This window comes from Methylomarinum sp. Ch1-1 (assembly GCF_030717995.2).
GTDB classification, from domain to species: domain Bacteria; phylum Pseudomonadota; class Gammaproteobacteria; order Methylococcales; family Methylomonadaceae; genus Methylomarinum; species Methylomarinum roseum.
This window is the reverse complement of sequence record NZ_CP157743.1, coordinates 1,291,929-1,313,392: the sequence shown is the minus strand read 5'-3', so window position 1 is coordinate 1,313,392 and position 21,464 is coordinate 1,291,929. Positions and strand designations below refer to the sequence as shown.

Genomic DNA, 21,464 nt, shown 5'->3' with positions numbered 1-21,464 from the left:
TTCTAATCAGTACGGTGAAACTCACCTCCTTTTACCCTTACGGTCAAGTCCTTCCATGGAAATAGAAGAAGAAAATATTCTTTATAATGATGCCGAAATACATCGTGCGGCCCGTTGCTTAAAAGCAATGTCTCACCCTTTGCGCTTAAAAATCCTCTGCGTCTTAGGTAGCAATTCAATCAGCGTACAAGACATCGTCGAACAGGTTGGCACCAGCCAAAGCAACATTTCCCAGCATCTAGCCATACTCAGGGAAAAAGACATCCTAGGCTACAAAAAAGAAGCCAATCGCGTTTACTACTTTATCGACGACGAACGCATGCTGAAACTGATCCGCATGATGCGAGAAGTTTTCTGCACCAACTGCTAATAACCCTTTTTTTACTTTAATTTTGCGACAACATTGCAATGGATCAATATCTAGAATTTATTTCCAATCATTACCTGCTAGTTCTGGCTCTTGCCGCCGTAACTTTCCTGCTGATTCAGGATTTTGTGGAACACTCATTCAACAAATTCACCGGCATCTCTCCGATGATTGCGGTCACCAAGATGAACAGCGACGAAACGAAAATCGTCGACGTCAGAGAACCTCATGAATTCATCAAAGGCCATATAGAAGACGCCATCAACATACCGCTAGGCAAATTTGACGATCAATTAGACACGCTGCAGCCATTTAAAAACAATCCGATCATCGTTGTTTGCCAAAGCGGCACTCGCTCAGTGCCCGCCTGCAAGACCTTAGTCAAATCTGGCTTTGAGCAGGTCTTCAACATCACCGGCGGCATGCAGTCCTGGGAAGACAACAAACTTCCGACCAAAAGCACCAGCAAGAACAAGAATTAAGCCTTATTACATGACTCCGCCTCTGCATCTAACCGAGCAGCTAAGGCGCACGCTTTTAACCATCACTGACGACAATCACGACAACATAATGGCCGAAACAAACAAACCCGAAGAAAAACAGTTTTCTATCCAAAAAATCTATACCAAGGACATTTCTTTCGAAACGCCTAACGCCCCTAAAGTCTTCACCAGCAAATGGGAACCAACCGTCGATTTTAATTTGGGCACCAATGTCGAAAAGCTGGAAGAGAGTGTTTACGAGGTATCATTGACCGTTACCGTGACGGTCAAAACCACCGATACCACGGCTTATCTGGTTGAAGTCACCCAAGCCGGCATCTTTTCAATGGACGGCTTCAGTGACCAGGAAATGGGGCCGATGGTTGGTAGCTTCTGCCCCAATATATTGTTTCCATATGCCCGCGAAGTCGTCTCGGATCTGGTCAGCAAAGGCGGCTATCCGCAATTACTGTTGGCGCCGGTCAATTTCGACGCCTTATACGCCCAGCATCTGCAACAAGCCCAACAGCAAGAAGGCAACTCGGAAACATTAAACTGATAACAGATGACCACCTCGATCAGCATCCTGGGCGCCGGCTCCTGGGGCACGGCATTGGCAATACAGGCGGCCAGAAACGACTGCAGCACCCTACTTTGGGGCCATGACTCGGCGAAAATTAAAAAAATCGAACAGGATAAAAAGAATCAGCGCTATTTACCCGACATCGACTTTCCCGAATTATTGCATGTCACCGACAACCTGGAGCAGGCCGTGCGCTTCAGCTCGATTATCCTGATCGCCGTGCCCAGTCATGTCTTTAAGGATACGCTGATCAAAATCGCGCCCTTTTTAAGCCGCGACAGCAAAATTGCCTGGGCGACGAAAGGTTTCGACCCGGAAGACGGTTCGCTGCTGCATGCGGTGGTTGGCCAAGTCCTGGGCAACCATGTCGCGACTGCCGTGATGTCCGGCCCGACCTTCGCCGGCGAAGTCGCGGCGAAATTACCCACCGCGATTACCATCGCCTCGGCATCACCGCTGTTCGCGATGCAATTGACGGAGATCTATCATAATCAGTATTTCAGAACCTATACCAGTTCAGACATTATCGGCGTTCAAGTCGGCGGCGCAGTTAAAAATGTGCTGGCGATTGCCGCCGGCATCGCCGATGGCCTAGGATTTGGCGCCAACACTCGAGCGGCGCTGATTACTCGAGGGCTGACCGAAATCATGCGACTAGGCACACAATTGGGCGGCCAGCACGACACGTTCATGGGGCTGGCGGGATTAGGCGACCTGATTCTAACATGCACCGATAATCAATCGAGAAACCGACGCTTCGGTCTTGCTCTAGGCCAGGGCAAAAGCAAACAACAGGCGGTAACCGAAATCGGGCAGGAAATCGAAGGAGTATCGGCCGCCCGGGAAACCTACCAGCTGTCGCAAAAACTCGACATAGACATGCCGATCACCGAACAAACCTACCGGGTGCTTTATGAAAATCTCGATCCTCGTAAAGCCGTCCAGAACCTGCTTAACCGTGACCAAAAAGCCGAAGTTTAACATTCTCCTTTGCAGGGTTACAGGCCTTTGCCGGCCGCCGCCTCCCGCCTTCTGAACCACCATACTCCTTCAGTAGCGTCATCGATTCCATGCGATTTCCTCAATGAATATTGCTATTCCGGGGCCAAATAACTTGCATGTTTAGATTATTCTACTAATATAAATATTGCTTATTTTTTATCTAGTTACACGACTAAACTAAAGTATTAATTGAAAAACCATCTCGGAGGTAAGTCATGCTCCATATCATCGACCATTTTCCAATCAAGCATGAAACGTTGGCCAAAACCTCGATCGGCGACACCGTCATTTTTACCGACAATGCCGTCTATGCGGTCAAGCAAGACGATATCGATCAGAATTTGGCGCGGAAGACGTTCGCCCATATCAACTTATGCGTCCGCAAAGCCGATCTACTATTAAGAAACATCTCCAATCGGGAATTATTTAAAGGCGTGGCGGTGCTCGATGACGTTGATTACCGGAATGTCCTATCCGAAGAACCCGCCATCAGGTCATTGAACTAACTGGGTAACTATTCAGCTTGATACTGAGTAACTATTTCTTTTACTATCAATTGCTTGCGGAAGAAGCGTATGCGACAGGGATGTCGCATCCAAGCCTATAGGGATATATTCACCCAGCACCTAAATTCCATAGGCTAATGGCTGCGATAAATCATCTTCGTTTATTTAGGTGCTGGGTGAACGGCGTCTTCTGGAGCAAGCAACTGATAGTAAAAGCATTTTTTTACTGAATAGTTACCTAACGGGTAGCGAAGGAGCAAATGCCTGAGCAAGAAACTCAGTCTATTTGCTCCTTAAAGTAATCAGGCCGCATCCTTGACGCTTAGATTATGTTTCAACCAATCGATCCAGACGGCAAAATTTTCGCCACGAGTCGCCGATAACGGCATCACCTGGATATCCGGATTGACCTGCTTCGCGTAAGCTAGGCAGCGCTCGACATCGAAGTCGACATAAGGCAGCAGATCGATCTTATTAAGCAGCATCAAGTCCGCCGCATGGAACATGTCGGGGTATTTCAGGGGTTTGTCATCCCCTTCGGTCACCGACAACACGACGACTTTATGCGCCTCGCCAAGGTCAAATGAAGACGGACAGACCAAGTTGCCGACATTTTCTATCGCCAACAGGCTGTTGTCTTCGACATTTAACGCCTTCACCGCATGACCAATGCCATGCGCATCGAGATGACAGGCGCGTCCGGTATTGATCTGCAGAGCCGGGACTCCGGACGCCCTGATACGATCGGCATCATGTTCGGTTTGCTGATCACCTTCGATAACGGCGATGCGATAGTCGTTTTTTAAAGCTTTAATCGTCTCGACCAACAACGTGGTTTTGCCAGCGCCCGGACTGGAAACCAGATTCAGAACAAAAATACCATGCCGTTGAAAATAGGCCCGATTCTGTTCGGCATAACGATTGTTTTTACTCAACAGATCCTGTTCGACCCTTACCAGGCGCTCCGTCTCATGCTCGTCATGATGGTGATGCTCGTGACCATGATGAGAATGTTGCGCATGATTTTGTTCGGGCTGACCACAGCCACAGATTCCACACATAACGTTGACCTCTCTATTTATCGATAATAGACCGTGACCGCATTCTTATACAACCAGCAAGTCTTTAATTTTCATATCCGCGCCTTCAATAACGTTAACGAATGGATGAGCACAGTGGCGACACGGCTCGTGCAAACTTTCCAACGACATCCGCTTGTTGCAATTCTGGCAGACGCCTATGCCTTCGCTCACGCTAATGACCAATACCGCATCTTCGGCCAGCGTATCTTTCATTACGACATCGAAGGCAAACCTTAAAGCCTCCGGCTCGACACAGGACAATTTGCCTATATCAAGCGTGACCTGTCTAACCCGACTAAAATGTTGGCGACGAGCCTGCTGCTGCAGGATCTCGCGCATCTCCTCAAGCAGCGATATTTCGTGCATACTCAACCTGCCGCAACCAATCGAGCAAGTCGTTCTGCTTCAGCAGTTGTTCGGAAAAACGGCAAGCCTGCTGTAAATTAGCCTGAGCCTGAACGCTCAACGCCTCGCCTAGCTCAAACGCTACTCCCTGTATGCTCAATAAAAAAGCAGGCGGCGGCGTTTGTCCGGTGATCGACTGATAGACATGCAGCACCGCCGTCGGGCTCAGCGCATGACTGCTGTAACTTTCATCCTTGCATGGGCTAAGACGAGAAAAAACGAAAGCCTGCTCCTGGTTGACCGCCGCATCGACAAACAACACCCGCTGCCTTCCTTGCAGATCCAAGGCATGCTCAATCTGAAGTTGAAAATCGTCGAGGATTTCTATCGTCGATAGATCCATATTACGTTCGATAAATTCCAGCAGCAACGGACCTAGCGCATCGTCACCGCGACTTAAGTTACCGTAGCCGAATAGTAAGACCGGTTTCGTCATCAAAGCCCCTGCTCCAACTCGCCATCGCTGTGCTTGACCAGGCGATCTAGCAATTGCCCCTGCGCATCGACCAGCTCCAATTGCAGCGGCATTTTGCCGACTGCATGGGTAGCGCAGGATAAACAAGGGTCATAGGCCCGTATCGCCACTTCTAAATTATTCAACAAGGGCTCGGTCAGCGTCTGACCGGACAGGTATTCGGCGGCGACCTGGCGCACCGATTCGTTCATGCCCGTGTTGTTGCTGGTGGTCGAAACGATTAGATTGGCTTTCGTGACGATGTCATTGTCGTCGACCTGGTAATGGTGAAACAGTGTGCCGCGCGGCGCTTCGATGACACCGATGCCTTCGTAGCGTTTTTCCCCTTGATGACACAAATCGGACGACAGGATGTCGGCGTCATTGAGCAGCGTCTTGATGCTTTCCGCGCAATGCAAGGCCTCGATCAGTCGAGCCCAGTGAAAAGCCAGCGTGCTATGCACCATCGCCTCGCCGCCATGTTGCTTGAATTCGAGCCGTTCGGCTTCGGCCAACGGCGTATCGATAAAATCACAATTATTGACCCGCGCCAGCGGCCCAACTCGATACCACCCCTGTTCCTTGCCCAGCGCCGTCAGATAGGGAAACTTCATGTAAGTCCAAGATTTGACTTCCTCGTGGATATGCTGGTTATATTGGCAATAGTCGACATGATCGAAGATGGTTTCGCCTTGCTCGTTTTTTGCCCGCAAGCCGCCGTGATAGAGCTCTAGCGCGCCGTTCGGTTTGGTCAAGCCCATATAATTGCTGCGTATCGTCGCGAATTCATCATAATAAGGCAGATTGGAACGATGCACCTTCTTAACTAAGGTCACCGATCCCTGCGCCCATTCGATTATTTGCTCGACATCCGTCAGCAGATAGTCGCGTTCCTGCTTGGTCAATGCCTTGTTCATCCCGCCGGCGATCGCGCCACTGCCGTGTATGCGCTTGCCGGACACCATACGGATCACTTCCTGGCCGTATTTGCGCAGCTTAACGCCTTGCAAACCGATCTCGGGATATTCGGCCAGCACAGCGACAATATTGCGCTTAGCGATATCGCTGTCGAAGCCGAACAACAGATCAGGACTGGACAAGTGAAAAAAATGCAGGGCATGGGATTGCAGCACCTGACCGAAATGCAGCAAACGGCGCAGTTTGTCGGCGGCCGGCGGCAGATTTTCCGGATCGATGCCGACCAGCTGATCGATGGCCTTAGCCGCCGCCAGATGATGACTGACCGGACAAATACCGCAGAGGCGCTGCACCATGACCGGCAGTTCCCAATAAGGTCGCCCCTGAATAAATTTCTCAAAACCGCGAAACTCGACGATATGCAGTCGCGCTTGCTTGACCCGGTTATCATCATCCAGCAACAAGGTCACCTTGCCGTGCCCTTCCACCCGAGAAACCGGATCGACGACGACCCGCTTCAGGTTTTCTGTTTGCTCTGCTGTTTCTAAGTGTTCGTACATAGTCGTTCCCGTTGAGTATAGGCGAATGAGACGGCGCCCTGCTTAATCGTAATGCACCAGCTCATAAGGTAGTTTCGGTTGACGTCCTTCCAACAGATCGGTGAAAAACGTCCAAAACACATCGGCCGAGGGAGGACAGCCGGGTAAGAAATAATCGACTTTAACGACCTCATGAATCGGATGAACCTGATCGAGCAGCAACGGCAATTCCGGATCGCTAGGGATTTGCGCATTTTCGATACCGATGCCGTCTATATAAGCCTCTTTCAGACAATCTTCCAACGCCATGTAATTGCGTATCGCCGGCAGCCCGCCATTGATCGCGCAGGCGCCGACTGCGACCAGAATCTTGCAGTTCTTGCGAAACTCTCTCAGCACATGGACATTTTCCGAATTGCAGACCCCGCCTTCGATCAAGCCGATATCACAGTTCGTGCAATGTTCGATATCGGTAATCGGAGAACGATCGAATTCGACCAAGTCGACTAGCTGCAACATGCGCTCATCGATATCCAGCAACGACATGTGACAGCCGAAACACCCGGCCAACGATGTGGTCGCGACTCTGATTTTATCTGCCATGGCTTTCACTCTCCTGCTCTAACGCCACCTCATCAATCTGATGATGATCATAGATACGCTGCCCGATCGGCACCCGAAAACCTTGCCGTTTAATCAGGATGGCTCCGGTGGGACAGATGTGTACGGCGCTATCGTTGACATCGATATCGCTGTCTTTCAGTTGGCCGCTGCTGGAGTTGACGACCAGGCGCTTATTGATCCCTCGCCCGCTGATCGCGAAGACATTCTTGCCGTCTTTTTCCCGGCTGGCCCGTACACACAGATTACAGAAAATGCACCGATTGTGGTCGATCAGAATATCGGGATGGGAGGCATCCATTTCCCGTCGGGCATAAAAATGGGGAAAATGATTATCCAGCATGTTCAAATAATAACCGACCGCCTGTAACTGACAATTACCGGTCTTTTCGCAACCGGGACAGAAATGATTGCCTTCGACGAACAGCATTTGCGTGATCCTCTGTCTGTCCTCCTGCAGTTCCTGACTTTGACTGATGATGTCCTGACCTTCCAAGGCCGGAAAAGTGCAGGCCGTGCAATTTCGCCCGTTCACCTGCACCGAACACAACTTGCAACTGCCATGTGGGGTGTAATCGGGATGATGACAAAGATGCGGAATATAGACGTCGGCGGCGCTAGCCGCCTCCATGATCGTTTGCCCTTCCTCAAAAGGAATTTCTTTACCATCTATGCGGATCGTCTTACTCATGTTATTCCTCCACCTGAGTCAAATGCGCGCCGGCGTCATCGCGATTGGCCATGCGCCTCGCCACCTCCAAGGCCCCATCGAGATCGAAGCCGGGCTCGTAGCTGATTTTTTTCAACTGCCTCTGATACAGTTCAGGATAGCGTTGCAACGTCGTCAATACCGGATTCGCGGCGGTTTGCCCCAAACCGCAATGGCTGTAATTTTTGACTAACTGGCATAGCTCCTCCAAGGCCGCTACATCGCCCGCCGACCCATGACCGTCTACAATCTTGTCCAGCTGTTTTTTCAACAACGACGTACCGACCCGACAAGGCGTGCAGAAACCACAGCTTTCATGGGCAAAAAAATGAGTGAAATTCTTAACCACGTCGAGCACATGCCGGCTGTTATTGAACACGATGAATGAGCCGCCGGTCGCCAAATCTTCAAACGCCAGTTGACGTTCCAATTCCTGATCGGAAATGAAACTGCCGGAAGGCCCGCCGACCTGCACGCCTTGCACATCGACGGCGCCGCAATCGCTCAATATCTGCTTGATCGCGACCCCAAACGGATACTCATAGATGCCGGGCTTAGCGCAATCGCCACTGATGCTCAATATCTTGCTGCCGGCCGACCGCTCGGTGCCCGCTCCTTTGAACCAGTCCCCGCCGTTGACCGCGATCGCCGCAGCCGCCATGAAGGTTTCCACATTATTGACTACGGTCGGCTTATGCAAATATCCTTGCGTAACCGGATAGGGCGGACGGTTACGAGGAATGCCGCATTTTCCTTCCAGTGATTCGATCAACGCCGACTCCTCACCACAAATATAAGCGCCCGCACCCATACAGATCTCGATATCGAAGTTCAGCTCCTGGCCGAGAATATTCTGCCCCAGCAATCCGTCATCACGACGCTGCTGCAGGATCTTCTGTAATTTGTCCTCCAGGTGCCGATATTCGCCACGCAAATATAAATATCCTTGTTCGGCGCCAATCAATGCGGCACATAGCGTCATGCCTTCAAACACCTGGTCGGCATAGCTGTTCAGTAACACCCGATCCTTAAAGGTTCCCGGCTCGCCTTCATCGGCATTACAAACGACATAGCGGCGATCGCTCTGTGCCTCGGCGCAAAATCGCCATTTCATCGCGGTGCTGAAGCCGGCGCCTCCCCGCCCACGTAGACCGGATTTTTCGATTTCCGTCAGCGTCTCCTTTAGCCCCCTGGCCAAGGCCCGGGTTAATCCTGAGCCAGGCGCTATGGCCTGTTGCAACAGCAAACCGGGTCTCTGTATGTTATCGCTGACCTGAAAAAATTCCGCCGGCCATTCGGAAAGCGGCACCGCTTGCTCTATCAAGACCGCCATATCATCGATCTTAGGCCGATCCAGGCGGGTCAGCGCATAGCCATTGATCAATCCGGCCGGACCCTGGTCACACATGCCGGTACAAGAGGTATTGTTCAAACTGACCAGACCATCGCCGCGAACTGTGCCCACATCGACCTTCAACACCTTGGACAGATAGGACATGATGTTGGCTTTATCGAGCATCCAATCGGTGATCGAATCACTGATCAAGATGTCATAGCGACCCTGAGGCTGTCGATGGAAAAAACTATAAAACTCCACGACGGCGATGATTTCGGTTCGACTAATCTTTAACTGCTCGGCAATGATGTCTATGGCCTGTTCGGGAATATGGCGATACCGATCCTGCACCGCCCGAAGAATTCGCAACAGCCTGACGGGTTGACGTTCGGCCGACTCAAGCACCATATCAAGAAATTGTTTCATATCGCCCCTTGCACCGTGATATTGATTAACGTGTCGTTCTGTAACGGCCGAATCTAACCTAAGACACTGAAGAAATTTTCTGCGCGTCGGCCCCTGGCAAAATGCCGCTTTCGAGTTAATATTACTCCTAACCGTACAATATTAACAATGGAATATCCTTACCGGCTCAGTCCTGGTAGACTATAGAAGCGCTGAACGAAACGGACCCAGGATTTCTCAGCGTCCGGTCAATGCTGTTTTGTCCGGCATTTCCCAGCTTAACGCAACTTTGTGACCAAAACATTACCGAGATGCAATCTCTAACATCTTGCCTGACCCTTTATGCCTAAGCAATCCCAATCTTTCAAGTCGGTTCTGAATTATCCTCAACGATTATTCACTATTTATCAACATAAAATTAACCAGCAAACACAACTGCTCGCACTGATCAAGTCGGCAATACCGGCACAACTTGCCGATCATGCCTTGCATTGTGTGCTTAGCGGGAAGAAAATCCTACTGTATACCGATTCGGCTATCTGGTCATCGCAGTTGCGCTTCTATCAGCAGACCATCCTCGGCCAGTTACATGAGCATGGTTATCGCGGCATCGAAACGCTGCAGATCAAGGTAACCCCTCAGCAAATAGCCGATGAACACCCGTCCAACGTTAAAATACCGTGTCGAAAAAATATAGAATTGATTCGTCAGCAAGGCATGCAGCAAAGCGACGATCGCCTGAATAGAGCGCTGTTAAGGCTCAGTGAGACGCTGGACAGACTGTCAACTCAGAAGGATTAACAGGAGCAATTCCCAGTTTTTCAAAAATGGCATGGGGTGTGTTTGGCGAGGATGTCGGCAGCAAGGATGCTGCCGTCAAGCCCCCAGGGATGGGTTTACCCAGCACCTAAATTCCATGGCTACTGGACTATATTTTACATTCCAGGATAATTTAGGTGCTGGATGAACTTCGCTCCTCGACAGACACTCCCCATGCCCTAAACACCGCAAAAATACTCAAACTTGGAATTACTGGATTAACAGTCTGCCGCAGCGCTCCGTTAATTAGCCGGCGGAATAGGTGTATGTGCCGAGCGCATGAAGGAAATCGGCGCATCCTCATCGTTTTCGAAGGTGACCATTTCCCAAGCGTCACGATCCGCCAACAATGTCAGCAACAGCTTATTATTCAAGGCGTGCCCCGATTTAAAGCCTTTGAATTCGCCGATCAAGCTGTGTCCCAGCAAATAGAGATCGCCGATGGCGTCGAGAATCTTGTGTTTGACGAACTCGTCGGCATAACGCAAGCCATCTTCATTTAACACCTTATCATCATCGACGACGATGGCGTTATCCAGGCTACCCCCTAGAGCTAGATTTCTCTCGCGCAAGAATTCGATATCCTTCATGAAACCGAAGGTACGCGCCCGACTGACTTCCTTGACGAAGGTGGTCGAGGAAAAATCCATCACCGCAGTTTTCAAATGATCGGAAAAGGCCGGATGCTCGAAATCAATCGTGAATGTCACCTTAAAGCCATCAAACGGTTCGAAAGCCGCCCATTTGTCATTATCATCGACACGAATCGACTTCTTGATCCGTATATATTGTTTAGGGCATTCCTGCTCGGTGACACCGGCGGATTGCAATAAAAACACAAAGGGACCGGCGCTGCCATCCATGATCGGCACTTCTGCCGCACTGACATCGATAATGGCGTTATCGATCCCGAGGCCGGCCAAGGCGGATAAAAGATGTTCGACGGTGGCGACTTTAACGCCATCCTGAATCAGCGTCGTAGACAACATCGTTTCGCCGACATTTTCCGGCTTCGCCTCGATCATAACCGGTTCAGCCAGATCGATGCGACGAAAACGGATACCGGTATCAGGCTCGGCGGGATGCAAGGTCAGGTAAACCTTGTCTCCAGTATGCAGCCCTACACCGGTGGCCCGTATCGTATTTTTTAATGTTCGCTGTTTAATCATATAAAGTGCAGCTTTTTAAGGCAAAATAGCAATTTTAGCATAATTTTACCTTTTGAAGCCGCCAGCGAAGCGGTTAATCAGCCTGTCGTCTTAAAAAGGCCGGTACGTCGAGATAATCTAGATCCATATCGCTTTTCGGTTGCGCCCCGAAGCGTGTTTCCCGATTCTCCGGTCTGTTCTTACGAATCACGGTCGGCTTATCCAGCACATCGTAATTCAGTTCGCCGGTGGCGGCCTTTTGCACCAGCTTGACCGGCGCCGCGGCAATCGCCTTTTCGCCCATGCCGGTCGCGACCACGGTCACCTTAATGGCATTGCCCATCTCCGGATTAATCGCGGTGCCGATCTTCATGTCGGCCTCTTCCGAGGCAAAGGTATGCATGATGCTGCCGATTTCATCGAACTCGGTCAGATCCATTTCCGCCGCGGTGATATTGACCAGTATGCCTTTGGCGCCTTGCAAACTGATGTCTTCCAATAACGGGCAGGCGATCGCCTTTTCCGCCGCCTCTCTAGCCCGATTATCGCCTTCAGCAATCCCAGAGCCCATGATCGCGGTGCCCATGCTGCTCATCACCGTTTTGACATCGGCGAAATCGACGTTTATCAGCCCTGGATGGGTAATCAGTTCGGTGATGCCTTGCACCGCATCCAGCAACACATCATTGGCCGCCTTGAAAGCATTGGTCAGCGATAAGTTATTGCCTAACACCGGCAGCAGCTTCTGATTCGGAATAATAATCAAGGAATCGACATGCTTTTCCAGCTCTCTGATGCCCGCTTCCGCGACAGCCTTTTTCTTCTTACCTTCAAACTCGAAGGGTTTGGTCACCACGGCTACCGTTAACACCCCCATCTCCTTGGCCACTTCGGCAATCACCGAGATAGCGCCGGTGCCGGTGCCTCCGCCCATGCCGGCGGTCAGGAACACCATATCTGCCCCTTCAATCTCTTCTTTGAGGCGTTCCTTATTTTCTTCAGCCGCCTCTTTGCCTATTTCCGGCTTGGTGCCGGCGCCGAGGCCCTTGGTCAATTCCACCCCTAACTGGATCTTGGTGTCGACATTCAGGCCTCGCAACGCCTGCGCATCGGTGTTGGCGCAAATAAAATGCACCCCGTCGATGCTGCCTTCGACCATGTGATCCACGGCATTTCCACCACCGCCACCGACACCGATGACCTTAATGACGGCATTTTCGCTACACATATCCATCAATTCATATTTCATTGTTACGCCCTCTAAAACCTCAAGTTCTAAAAATTACCCTGAAACCAATTTTTCATCGTCGCCAACAGACCAACGCCCTCATCGTTCAGTCCCTCGGCTCGACCCTGGTGTTCCCTTCCATACAACAACAATCCTACCCCAGTAGAATAAATTGGGTTTTGCACCACATCGGTCAATCCCGACACATGTTGTGGCATACCCATGCGGACTGGCATGTGAAAAATTTCTTCCGCCAATTCCACTAACCCCTTGACCTTTGAACTGCCGCCGGTCAAAACCATGCCAGCCGCAATTAGGTCCTCATAGCCGCTACGACGCAATTCTGCTTGCACCAGCAACATCAGCTCTTCGTAACGCGGCTCGATGATTTCCGCCAGGTTTTGCGCGGAAATCTTTCTCGGTTCCCGGTCTCCAATACTAGGAACATCTATCGTTTGCTGCGCATCGGCCAACTGCGTCAATGCACAGGCATATTGCTTCTTAATTTCTTCGGCATTTTTAGTCGGCGTCCGCAATGCCACGGCGATATCGTTACTGACCTGATCGCCGGCAATCGGAATCACCGCGGTATGCTTAATCGCACCCTCGGAAAAAATCGCGATGTCGGTGGTGCCGCCGCCGATATCAATCAGACATACCCCCAAATCCTTTTCATCATCGGTTAACACCGCTGTACAGGACGCCAACTGCTCGAGCACGATGTCATCGACCTCCAAACCGCAGCGGCGGATGCACTTAATGATGTTCTGCGCCGCGCTGACGCTACCAGTCACCATATGCACCTTGGCCTCCAACCGAATGCCGGACATTCCGATCGGTTCCTTGATGCCGTCTTGCTGATCGATGACAAATTCTTGCGGCAGAATATGCAGTATCTTCTGGTCGGCCGGTATCGCCACCGCTCTAGCCGAATCAATCACCCGGTCGATATCGTATTGCGTCACCTCCTTGTCCTTGATCGCAACGATACCATGTGAATTCAGGCTCTTGATATGGCTGCCGGCTATCCCGGCGAACACCGACCGGATCTGACAGCCCGCCATCAATTCCGCCTCTTCCACCGCGCGCTGTATCGACGTCACGGTAGACTCAAGATTCACCACCACCCCTTTCTTTAATCCTCTCGATGGCGCGGTGCCAATGCCGATAACCTCAAGGTCATCGCCTCCAGTGAATTCACCGACGACGGCGGCGACCTTGGAAGTACCGATATCCAAACCCACCAATAAATTACGATCTGTCTTTTTAGCCATTTTTATGCTCTGTCAGCGTTATGCTCGGTTCGATTCTTTATTCACAATGTCTTCCCAATCTATTTTTTCAGCATTGGCTTTCCATGTCACTGCGTAGCCATTCGGATATCTCAAATCCACGGTCGCCATCATCGCCACTCGTTCCGGCCCCAACAGCTCGACAGTCCGCAAAAACCGCTGAATATTCGCCAGCGGCGCCTTCCTACCCAGCTTAATTTCCATGCCGTTCGTCAACACCACCTTCCAGGCTCTCCTTTCATTGACATAAAATTCTTTTAACACCATCGCCCGATCCCGCAAGGCGATCGACAGCCCCTTCATCACTTCCAATAATTTCTGCTCCTGCCCTTCGGGACCGGTGATGACCGGCAAACTTTCAAATCCTGCAACGCTAGCCGGCACGAACAATTCCCCTCGAGCATTGAGCAGACTGTCGCCGCCCCAGCGCGCCACCGGCCGTTGCTCGCGAATCCGAACCTTGATCGCATCCGGCCACACCCGTTGCACCTCGACCTTCTCCACCCAGGATAGCGCCGTCACCGAGTCCTGTATCCGTTGCAGGTCGGCATTGTAAAAGCCGTGCATCAACTGTTTCGCCAATACCTTTTTAATCTCATCCCGACCGATATACTGAAACGCTCCTTCGACCCTGACATAGTTAATCGGCATCAGGTCGGCGCCTTGGGCCTTTATCTCCACCCAGCCGTAACTCAGCGTCACGCCCAGCAGGCCGACAACAGAGGCGCCCCTGATTACGGTAGACTTAGTCATCGAAACTGGTTTCCAATATGCGCCAAACCAGCTCGTCAAAATCGATGCCGGCCGCCTTCGCCGCCATCGGCACCAGACTGTGATCGGTCATGCCAGGCACGGTATTGACTTCGATCAATTGAGCCTGACCATTATCGTCGATAAAGGCATCGACCCTGGCCCAACCGCGCACCGCCAATCCGGCGCAGGCCTTAACAGCCAGCTGTTGCAAGGCCTGCTCTTGGCCTTTATCCAAACCGCACGGGCAATGATATTCGGTCGTGTCGGCGCGATATTTAGCCTCGAAATCATAAAATTGATTCGGCGTCTGCAAACGAATAACCGGTAACGCCTCGCCATCCAATAACGCTATCGTATATTCGCAGCCTTGCACCCATTGTTCGGCGTAGACATCGCAGCGATAGCCTGTCGCCAATCGAAACGCCTGGACCAACTCCTCCCGATCGGCGGCTTTGCTCATGCCCAGACTGGATCCTTCCTGGGCCGGCTTGACAATCAGCGGCGCCCCCAATTGCTCGATGCAAGCATCGATATCGTCGTCACCCTCTAACAATCGCCATTCGGGCGTCTGCAACCCCATGCCTCGCCAGCAAAGCTTCGTCCTCAGTTTATCCATCGCCAACGCCGACGCCATGACGCCGGAACCGGTATAAGGGATGCCCAGCACCTCCAAAACCGCCTGCAAGACGCCGTCTTCGCCGCCGCGCCCATGAACGATATTGAACACGCGATCGACGTTTAGTCCGGCCAAAGCCGCAATCGGATTATCCTTGACGTCGATCGCCAGCGCCTCCACGCCTTGCCGCCGCAAGGCCGAATACACCGCGCCACCGCTGTTCAGGGAAATCTCGCGTTCCGCGGCGCTGCCGCCCATCAACACCGCGACCACCCCGAAATCCGCCGCCTTATTGATCCGCCTCGCTTTCATATCCTCTCTCCGACGATACAGACTTCGGTTTGCAGGCTGACCCCCTGTTTTTCCTCGACCTGGGTGCGAATATGGTCAATCAGTGTTTCTATGTCCGCCGAAGTCGCATGCCCCTGGTTCTCGATGAAATTAGCGTGTTTCTCCGATACACAGGCCCCACCGATGCAAAATCCTTTCAAGCCACAGGCCTCGATCAGTCGCGCGGCATAATCGCCGGGCGGATTCTTGAACACCGAGCCACAAGTAGGCTTGTTGGTGGGTTGGGTCGTGGCTCGTCGTTCCAGCAAGGCCTTGATTTTCTGCTGACTCAGTACCGATTCGCCCTGAGTCAATATCAACTCCACCGACAAAAACCATTCACCGGCTAGCCCTTTCACCGAACGATAAGCGACCTCAAAGTCATTTTTGTCGCGCTTGCTGACCTCGCCGCGATGATTGATCATCTCCACGCAGTCGACAATATTCCAGGTCTCGCCTCCGAAGGCGCCGGCATTCATTCTCAACGCCCCGCCCATCGTGCCTGGGATACCGGCCAGAAATTCGGCGCCGGTCAAGCCTAAATCGCTGCAATAGCGGGCCACATGGGCACAGGGAACGCCGGCTTCGACATAGACCCGGGCCGAATCAAGCAGCTTCATTTCCTTCAATCGTCCCCGACTGTTGATCACGACACCTTGTATGCCGCCGTCTCGAACCAGCAAATTACTGCCCAGTCCCAGCCAGAATATTTCTTCATGCTCGGGCTGGGCGGCGATGAATCGTATCAGATCATCCTTATCGCTCGGCAGATACATCTTCTCCGCCGGCCCACCGACCCGCCAGCTGGTGTATTTCGCCAGCGGCTCGTTTGCCAGCAATTTTCCGGCCTTAACCATGTTGTAAAGCCTCCGCCAATTTCTGCGGCAATTCCGCGGCTATCTGACCGACATTGCCGGCCCCCATGGTCATGATCACATCGTCTTTCTGCACCATCGCGGCCAGGATTTCTGGAAGTTCCTCCCGGTTCTTGACGAATACCGGCTCCACTTGCCCGCGCACCCGTATCGCCCGGCACAAGGTTTGTCCATCGGCGCCGTTAATCGGCTCCTCACCGGCCGAATAAATATCCAGGATGATCAACATATCAACCGTCGAAAGCACTTCGACAAATTCCTCAAACAGGTCGCGTGTTCGGGTATAACGATGCGGCTGAAAAACCACTAACGACCGCCTATGCGGCCAGGCCTGGCGCATCGCCTCCAGCGTCGCCGCCACTTCCCGAGGATGATGACCATAATCATCGACCAAGGTCAGTTTGCCGCCCTGATAGTCGATGTCGGCATTGATCTGGAACCGCCTGCCTATGCCCTTGAAATCGAGCAAACTATTGATTATCGCGCGATCATCGACGCCCAAGGTCGTCGCGATAGTGATCGCGGCCAGGGAATTCAACATGTTGTGCCAACCCGGCATATTCAACGTGACTTGCAATGGCGCATAGGGCGCCCAACGCAACACGGTGAAGCGAGTCTGCATACCGTCCTGTTCGATATCAACGGCGCGCACATCGGCTTCTTCGTGGACGCCATAGGTTCGAATCGGTTTCGACACCTTAGGGATAATCTCCCCGACCCCGGCGTCATCCATACACAAAACCGCCAAACCGTAAAAGGGCAGATGATGCAGGAATTCGAGAAACGTCTCTTTTAAGCGCTGATAGCTGCCGCCATAGGTTTCCATGTGGTCCTGATCGATATTGGTCACCACCGCCATCATCGGTTGCAGATACAGGAACGAGGCGTCGCTTTCATCGGCTTCGGCGACCAGATATTTACCCAGGCCGAGCTTGGCGTTAGAGCCGGCGCTGTTTAGACGCCCGCCGATGACAAAGGTCGGATCCAGGCCATCTTCCGCCAGCATGCTGGCAATCAGGCTGGTAGTCGTAGTTTTGCCATGGGTGCCGGCAACCGCTATGCCGAAACGAAAGCGCATCAATTCGGCCAACATTTCGGCCCTGGGAATCACCGGTATTCTGCGGGCAATAGCTCCTTTGACCTCCGGATTTTCGTGATTCACCGCGGTCGAGGTCACTACCACATCGACGCCATCGATATGGCTGTCGCTATGACCGTAATGCACCACGACGCCCATGTTTTCCAGTCTCCGCGTCACCGAGCTTTCCTTGAGATCGGAACCGGACACATGGTAGCCCAGATTTGACAACACCTCGGCAATGCCGCTCATGCCGGTGCCGCCGATGCCGACAAAGTGAATCCTGTCGATATTGCTTAAAACCTGGGCCGGGTGTAAGTCTGGCCTATTCATGACCTAACCTCCGCCGCACAGCGATCAGCTACGGCTTTCGTGGCGTCTAACCGCGCCATGCTTCTGGCTGCCCGACTCATCGCCGCCAATCCACTTATCATTTTTTCTACTGCGTTTTTCAATGTTTCTTCGCTCAATTCATGCTGAGGCAACAAGATACCCGCCCCGGCTTCGGTCAAATAACGCGCATTCGCCGTCTGATGGTCATCAATTGCATGGGGTAACGGTATCAACACCGCCGGCAACCCGGCCGCCGCTATCTCGCTCACCGTCATCGCGCCGGCCCGACAAATGACCAGATCGGCCCATTGATAGGCGGCCGCGATATCGTCGATGAAACTCAATGTCTGCGCCTTGATGCCCAATGCTTGATATTGCTGACTGACTTGTTCAGCCATCGCGCGACCGGCTTGATGCTTTATTTCCACGTCGCCCAGCTTCGCCAGCGCTCTCGGCGCCACTTCATTCAGCACCTGCGCGCCCTGACTACCGCCGACAACCAAAATTCTCAAAGGCCTGCCCGATGCACTGGACCATGGTTGTTTAGCCGTCATGTCTCGAAATGCCTTTCTTAACGGATTACCGGTGCAAACCGCCTTGACGTCGTCGGCAAAACTGCCCGGAAACGCCTCCATCACGATTTTCGCTCGCGCCGCCAGCAATCGGTTAGTAGTCCCGGGCACACGATTTTGTTCATGTATCAATAACGGTATGCCCAATGCCTTGCTCATCAGCCCGCCGGGCGCGGCGACGAATCCACCCATACCTAACACCACATCGGGTTTGCAGCGACGCAAAATCAGCAGCGCCTCAGCGCAGGCTTTGAACAACTTCAGTATCCCTGTCAATTTGCCGAACGCGCCTTTTCCGCGTACGCCTTCGACCGATAACCACTCGATATCTATGCCATGCTCCGGAACCACACGGCTCTCGATGCCCTTGCGGGTGCCCAACCAGCTAACCCGCCAATCGCGTTCGCTTAATTCCTGGGCAACCGCCAGTGCCGGGAACACATGTCCACCGGTGCCCCCAGCCATGATTACGATACGCTTGGCCATTCCCGCTTACCTTTAACGTTGTTCTTCAAGTGCTCGATCACTTCGCTGTTCACCCTAAACAGCACAGCCATCGCCCCACACATTACGATCATGCTGCCGCCGCCATAACTCATTAACGGCAAGGTCAAGCCCTTAGTCGGCAAGATCCCCATATTGACGCCCATGTTGACGAAGGCCTGAAAACCAAACCATATCCCCAAGCCGTAAGCGACATAAGCCGAAAAAACCTGTCCGGCCTGCTCGGCCATCGCGCCAATCTTAAATGCTCGCCACAGCAACAGCGTAAATAGACTAATCACCACTAACACGCCAACCAGCCCCAGCTCTTCGGCCAGCACCGAAAATAAAAAGTCGGTATGTGCTTCCGGCAAATAAAATAACTTCTGAATGCCATTACCTAAACCGACGCCAAAAACGTCGCCGCGGCCGAATGAAATCAGCGCCTGAACCAACTGAAAACCGGTGTTTCGCGCATCAGCCCAAGGATTGATGAAGGCCGTCACCCTCGCCAAACGATAGGGCGACACCCAGACCAACAGGCTGGCCAGCACCGCAACCAGCGCCACTAAAACTAAAAACTGCTGTATCCTTGCCCCTCCCAGAAACATCATGCCCATGGCAATAGTCAATATCACCACCGCAGAGCCGAAATCCGGTTCTTTCAGCAACAAAGCGCAAGCGATCGAAAACAATAACAGCGGTCGCAACAAGCCATAGGGGGACTGCCTGACATCCTCTTGGTGCCTGACCACATAACCCGCCATATAAATCACCGAAATAAACTTCACGACTTCGGAAACCTGAACTCTCAGGCCGGCGACCGATAACCATCGCATGCTGCCGTTAACCTTGACTCCGATCCCGGGAATCAACACGATAGCCAGCAACAGCAGACCACCGATAAACAGCCATGATCCGGTTTTTTCCCACAGCGCCATCGGAATAGCCGACGCTACCGCCGCCGCCATCAAGCCTGCGATGATGTGCAACATCTGCCGTAACGGATAATGCATGGCATTGCCGGTCATCTTGACGCCCAAATGCAACGATGACGAGGCCACCATGACATAGCCGATCAATAGCAACCCTAAGCACACCAACAACAGCAGTTGATCGCAATGAAACTGGATCTGACTGACCGACTTCAGCACCCGGTTAATCATGCCGCCAACTCCATCACCGCGGCGGTGAATTTTTCACCACGGTCTATATAATTCTTATATTGATCCAAGCTGGCGCAGGCTGGCGACAATAAAACATTATCGCCCGGTTCGGCCAGTCCGGCGGCAATCCTTACCGCTTCCTTCATGGTGCTGGCAAAATAAACCGGCACGCAATTGGCCAATGCCTGGTCGATCAACGGCACATCCTTACCCATCAGCACCACGGCCTTGGCCTTTTCTTTGACCACCGGAACCAAATCATGCATATCCGCACCCTTAGCATCTCCGCCGGCGATCAGCAGGACTTTGTGCTCATAGCCCTGCAAAGCCGCGATGCAGGCGCCGACATTGGTGGCCTTCGAATCATTGACCCAGCTGACGCCTTTGATTTCGGCCACTTTCTGCATGCGGTGCGCTAACCCCTTGAACGTTTTCAACGCCTTGCACATCGCCGCCACGTTCAGTCCTACCGCGCTACCCAAGGCCAAGGCCGCCAAGGCATTGGCGACATTATGCCGGCCTTCCAACGGCAAGTCGGCTCTCGCCATCAAGTCCTGTTCGCCCTGCTTCAGCATGCCGACCTCATTATCCAGCCAGAAATCAGCAGGACCATTGATCGAAAAGGTCAGGCATACTCTGTCGGCATCGCTCATCGCCATGACCAATGGGTCATCGGCATTCAACACCATCACGCCGTCGCCGCGAAAAATTTGTCGTTTCTCCTCGGCATAAGTGTTGATATCTATGTGCCTATCCAAGTGATCTGCCGAAATATTCAACACCGTTGCCGCCTTAGCATTTAGGGCGCAGGTTCTTTCCAATTGAAAGCTGGACAACTCCAGCACATATAAATCCGCGTTCTGCGCCAACAAATCCAGGGCCGGCGTTCCCAAATTCCCGCCGATGGCGGTTTTGACTGCCGCGGCATTGCCCATCGCCCCAACCATCGTCGTCACCGTGCTCTTGCCGTTCGAGCCTGTGATCGCCAAAATCGGCCGATCGATAGCGCTGACGAACAGATCGATATCGCTGATGATGCTGACGCCGGTGACTGCAGCCTTATGGATGGCCTTTTCGTGCAGCGAAATGCCGGGACTGACGATCAAATGCGTCGCCACCTCCAACGCCGCCTTGTCGAAACCGCCGGTAAAAACCGGTACATCCGGCATTTCCGTGGCCAGTCGGTCGATCAACGGCGGTTTATCGCGACTGTCTACGATAGCAAAGCGGATGTTCAGTTCGCGCAAGAAACGGGCGACGGAAAAACCAGTCGCGCCAAGACCGACAATCAGAACCTTCGCATCCTCCCGATTCAGCGCAAACCTTTCATCCAATGCTCTCAACAACGCCACAGTATCCATG

At 52.5% G+C, this 21,464-nt stretch carries 23 protein-coding genes; 6 read left to right on the top strand and 17 right to left on the bottom strand.

Features of this window, described 5'->3' with window-relative positions; translation table 11 throughout:
* Nucleotides 1-55: 55 nt before the first annotated feature.
* The 5 genes from Q9L42_RS06440 (at nucleotide 56) to Q9L42_RS06420 (ending at nucleotide 2,940) form a co-directional block, all read left to right on the top strand.
* Nucleotides 56-370 (top strand): ArsR/SmtB family transcription factor, encoded by a 315-nt coding sequence (locus tag Q9L42_RS06440; RefSeq protein ID WP_305909249.1) that lies wholly within the window; start codon nucleotides 56-58, stop codon nucleotides 368-370.
* A 38-nt stretch (nucleotides 371-408) separates the two neighbouring features.
* Nucleotides 409-849, top strand: a complete 441-nt coding sequence (locus Q9L42_RS06435) for a rhodanese-like domain-containing protein (RefSeq protein WP_305909250.1) — start codon at nucleotides 409-411, stop codon at nucleotides 847-849.
* 88 nt (nucleotides 850-937) lie between these two features.
* A complete protein-coding gene (gene secB, locus Q9L42_RS06430; protein ID WP_305909251.1) occupies nucleotides 938-1,408 on the top strand; it encodes a protein-export chaperone SecB in 471 nt (156 codons plus the stop codon).
* A gap of 6 nt (nucleotides 1,409-1,414) precedes the next feature.
* The gene (locus tag Q9L42_RS06425; RefSeq protein ID WP_349432346.1) at nucleotides 1,415-2,413 is read left to right on the top strand and encodes an NAD(P)H-dependent glycerol-3-phosphate dehydrogenase; all 999 of its coding nucleotides are present in this window, start codon (nucleotides 1,415-1,417) and stop codon (nucleotides 2,411-2,413) included.
* A gap of 236 nt (nucleotides 2,414-2,649) precedes the next feature.
* On the top strand, nucleotides 2,650-2,940 hold the full coding sequence (locus tag Q9L42_RS06420; RefSeq protein ID WP_305909252.1) for a DsrH/TusB family sulfur metabolism protein: 291 nt from the start codon (nucleotides 2,650-2,652) through the stop codon (nucleotides 2,938-2,940).
* A gap of 302 nt (nucleotides 2,941-3,242) precedes the next feature.
* Here Q9L42_RS06420 and hypB read toward each other — a convergent pair whose 3' ends face one another.
* Genes hypB through Q9L42_RS06385 form a run of 7 tightly spaced genes read right to left on the bottom strand, consistent with a single transcriptional unit; the run spans nucleotide 3,243 to nucleotide 9,430 of the window.
* Nucleotides 3,243-4,001 (bottom strand): hydrogenase nickel incorporation protein HypB, encoded by a 759-nt coding sequence (gene hypB / locus Q9L42_RS06415; RefSeq protein WP_305909253.1) that lies wholly within the window; start codon nucleotides 3,999-4,001, stop codon nucleotides 3,243-3,245.
* A gap of 45 nt (nucleotides 4,002-4,046) precedes the next feature.
* Nucleotides 4,047-4,388, bottom strand: coding sequence for a hydrogenase maturation nickel metallochaperone HypA (gene hypA, locus Q9L42_RS06410; RefSeq protein ID WP_349432344.1), 342 nt, complete (start codon nucleotides 4,386-4,388; stop codon nucleotides 4,047-4,049).
* The gene (locus tag Q9L42_RS06405) at nucleotides 4,366-4,863 is read right to left on the bottom strand and encodes a hydrogenase maturation protease (RefSeq protein ID WP_305909255.1); all 498 of its coding nucleotides are present in this window, start codon (nucleotides 4,861-4,863) and stop codon (nucleotides 4,366-4,368) included. The genes hypA and Q9L42_RS06405 overlap by 23 nt, the downstream gene beginning before the upstream one ends.
* Complete coding sequence (locus Q9L42_RS06400; protein ID WP_305909256.1) at nucleotides 4,863-6,359, bottom strand: Ni/Fe hydrogenase subunit alpha; 1,497 nt, start codon at nucleotides 6,357-6,359, stop codon at nucleotides 4,863-4,865. Before Q9L42_RS06400 ends, Q9L42_RS06405 begins: the two co-directional genes overlap by 1 nt.
* A gap of 42 nt (nucleotides 6,360-6,401) precedes the next feature.
* Entirely contained in the window at nucleotides 6,402-6,941 is a 540-nt protein-coding gene (locus tag Q9L42_RS06395; protein ID WP_305909257.1) for an NADP oxidoreductase, read from the bottom strand.
* Nucleotides 6,931-7,650 carry a 2Fe-2S iron-sulfur cluster-binding protein gene (locus Q9L42_RS06390; RefSeq protein ID WP_305909258.1) on the bottom strand — a complete coding sequence of 240 codons (720 nt, stop codon included), beginning with the start codon at nucleotides 7,648-7,650 and terminating at the stop codon, nucleotides 6,931-6,933. Before Q9L42_RS06390 ends, Q9L42_RS06395 begins: the two co-directional genes overlap by 11 nt.
* Before the next feature lies 1 nt (nucleotide 7,651).
* Nucleotides 7,652-9,430 carry an NAD(P)H-dependent oxidoreductase subunit E gene (locus Q9L42_RS06385; RefSeq protein ID WP_305909259.1) on the bottom strand — a complete coding sequence of 593 codons (1,779 nt, stop codon included), beginning with the start codon at nucleotides 9,428-9,430 and terminating at the stop codon, nucleotides 7,652-7,654.
* Between the two features lie 321 nt (nucleotides 9,431-9,751).
* Here Q9L42_RS06385 and Q9L42_RS06380 point away from each other — a divergent pair, with 321 nt between their 5' ends.
* Nucleotides 9,752-10,210, top strand: a complete 459-nt coding sequence (locus tag Q9L42_RS06380) for a DciA family protein (protein WP_305909260.1) — start codon at nucleotides 9,752-9,754, stop codon at nucleotides 10,208-10,210.
* Nucleotides 10,211-10,470: 260 nt separating this feature from the next.
* On the opposite strand, the gene lpxC is transcribed toward Q9L42_RS06380, so the two are convergent.
* The 10 genes from lpxC to murD all read right to left on the bottom strand — a co-directional run bounded on the left by lpxC (nucleotide 10,471) and on the right by murD (nucleotide 21,463).
* Nucleotides 10,471-11,397, bottom strand: a complete 927-nt coding sequence (gene lpxC, locus Q9L42_RS06375; protein WP_305909261.1) for a UDP-3-O-acyl-N-acetylglucosamine deacetylase — start codon at nucleotides 11,395-11,397, stop codon at nucleotides 10,471-10,473.
* A gap of 73 nt (nucleotides 11,398-11,470) precedes the next feature.
* Nucleotides 11,471-12,625, bottom strand: a complete 1,155-nt coding sequence (ftsZ, locus tag Q9L42_RS06370; protein WP_305909262.1) for a cell division protein FtsZ — start codon at nucleotides 12,623-12,625, stop codon at nucleotides 11,471-11,473.
* Between the two features lie 26 nt (nucleotides 12,626-12,651).
* On the bottom strand, nucleotides 12,652-13,878 hold the full coding sequence (gene ftsA, locus Q9L42_RS06365) for a cell division protein FtsA (protein ID WP_305909263.1): 1,227 nt from the start codon (nucleotides 13,876-13,878) through the stop codon (nucleotides 12,652-12,654).
* A gap of 18 nt (nucleotides 13,879-13,896) precedes the next feature.
* Entirely contained in the window at nucleotides 13,897-14,649 is a 753-nt protein-coding gene (locus Q9L42_RS06360) for a cell division protein FtsQ/DivIB (protein ID WP_305909264.1), read from the bottom strand.
* On the bottom strand, nucleotides 14,642-15,577 hold the full coding sequence (locus tag Q9L42_RS06355; RefSeq protein WP_305909265.1) for a D-alanine--D-alanine ligase: 936 nt from the start codon (nucleotides 15,575-15,577) through the stop codon (nucleotides 14,642-14,644). The genes Q9L42_RS06360 and Q9L42_RS06355 overlap by 8 nt, the downstream gene beginning before the upstream one ends.
* Nucleotides 15,574-16,452, bottom strand: coding sequence for a UDP-N-acetylmuramate dehydrogenase (murB, locus tag Q9L42_RS06350; protein ID WP_305909266.1), 879 nt, complete (start codon nucleotides 16,450-16,452; stop codon nucleotides 15,574-15,576). Before murB ends, Q9L42_RS06355 begins: the two co-directional genes overlap by 4 nt.
* Nucleotides 16,445-17,881, bottom strand: a complete 1,437-nt coding sequence (gene murC / locus Q9L42_RS06345; RefSeq protein WP_305909267.1) for a UDP-N-acetylmuramate--L-alanine ligase — start codon at nucleotides 17,879-17,881, stop codon at nucleotides 16,445-16,447. Before murC ends, murB begins: the two co-directional genes overlap by 8 nt.
* Complete coding sequence (gene murG / locus Q9L42_RS06340; protein ID WP_305909268.1) at nucleotides 17,878-18,939, bottom strand: undecaprenyldiphospho-muramoylpentapeptide beta-N-acetylglucosaminyltransferase; 1,062 nt, start codon at nucleotides 18,937-18,939, stop codon at nucleotides 17,878-17,880. The genes murC and murG overlap by 4 nt, the downstream gene beginning before the upstream one ends.
* A complete protein-coding gene (gene ftsW / locus Q9L42_RS06335) occupies nucleotides 18,921-20,102 on the bottom strand; it encodes a putative lipid II flippase FtsW (protein ID WP_305909269.1) in 1,182 nt (393 codons plus the stop codon). Before ftsW ends, murG begins: the two co-directional genes overlap by 19 nt.
* Nucleotides 20,099-21,463 (bottom strand): UDP-N-acetylmuramoyl-L-alanine--D-glutamate ligase, encoded by a 1,365-nt coding sequence (gene murD / locus Q9L42_RS06330; protein ID WP_305909270.1) that lies wholly within the window; start codon nucleotides 21,461-21,463, stop codon nucleotides 20,099-20,101. The genes ftsW and murD overlap by 4 nt, the downstream gene beginning before the upstream one ends.
* Nucleotide 21,464 lies beyond the last annotated feature (1 nt).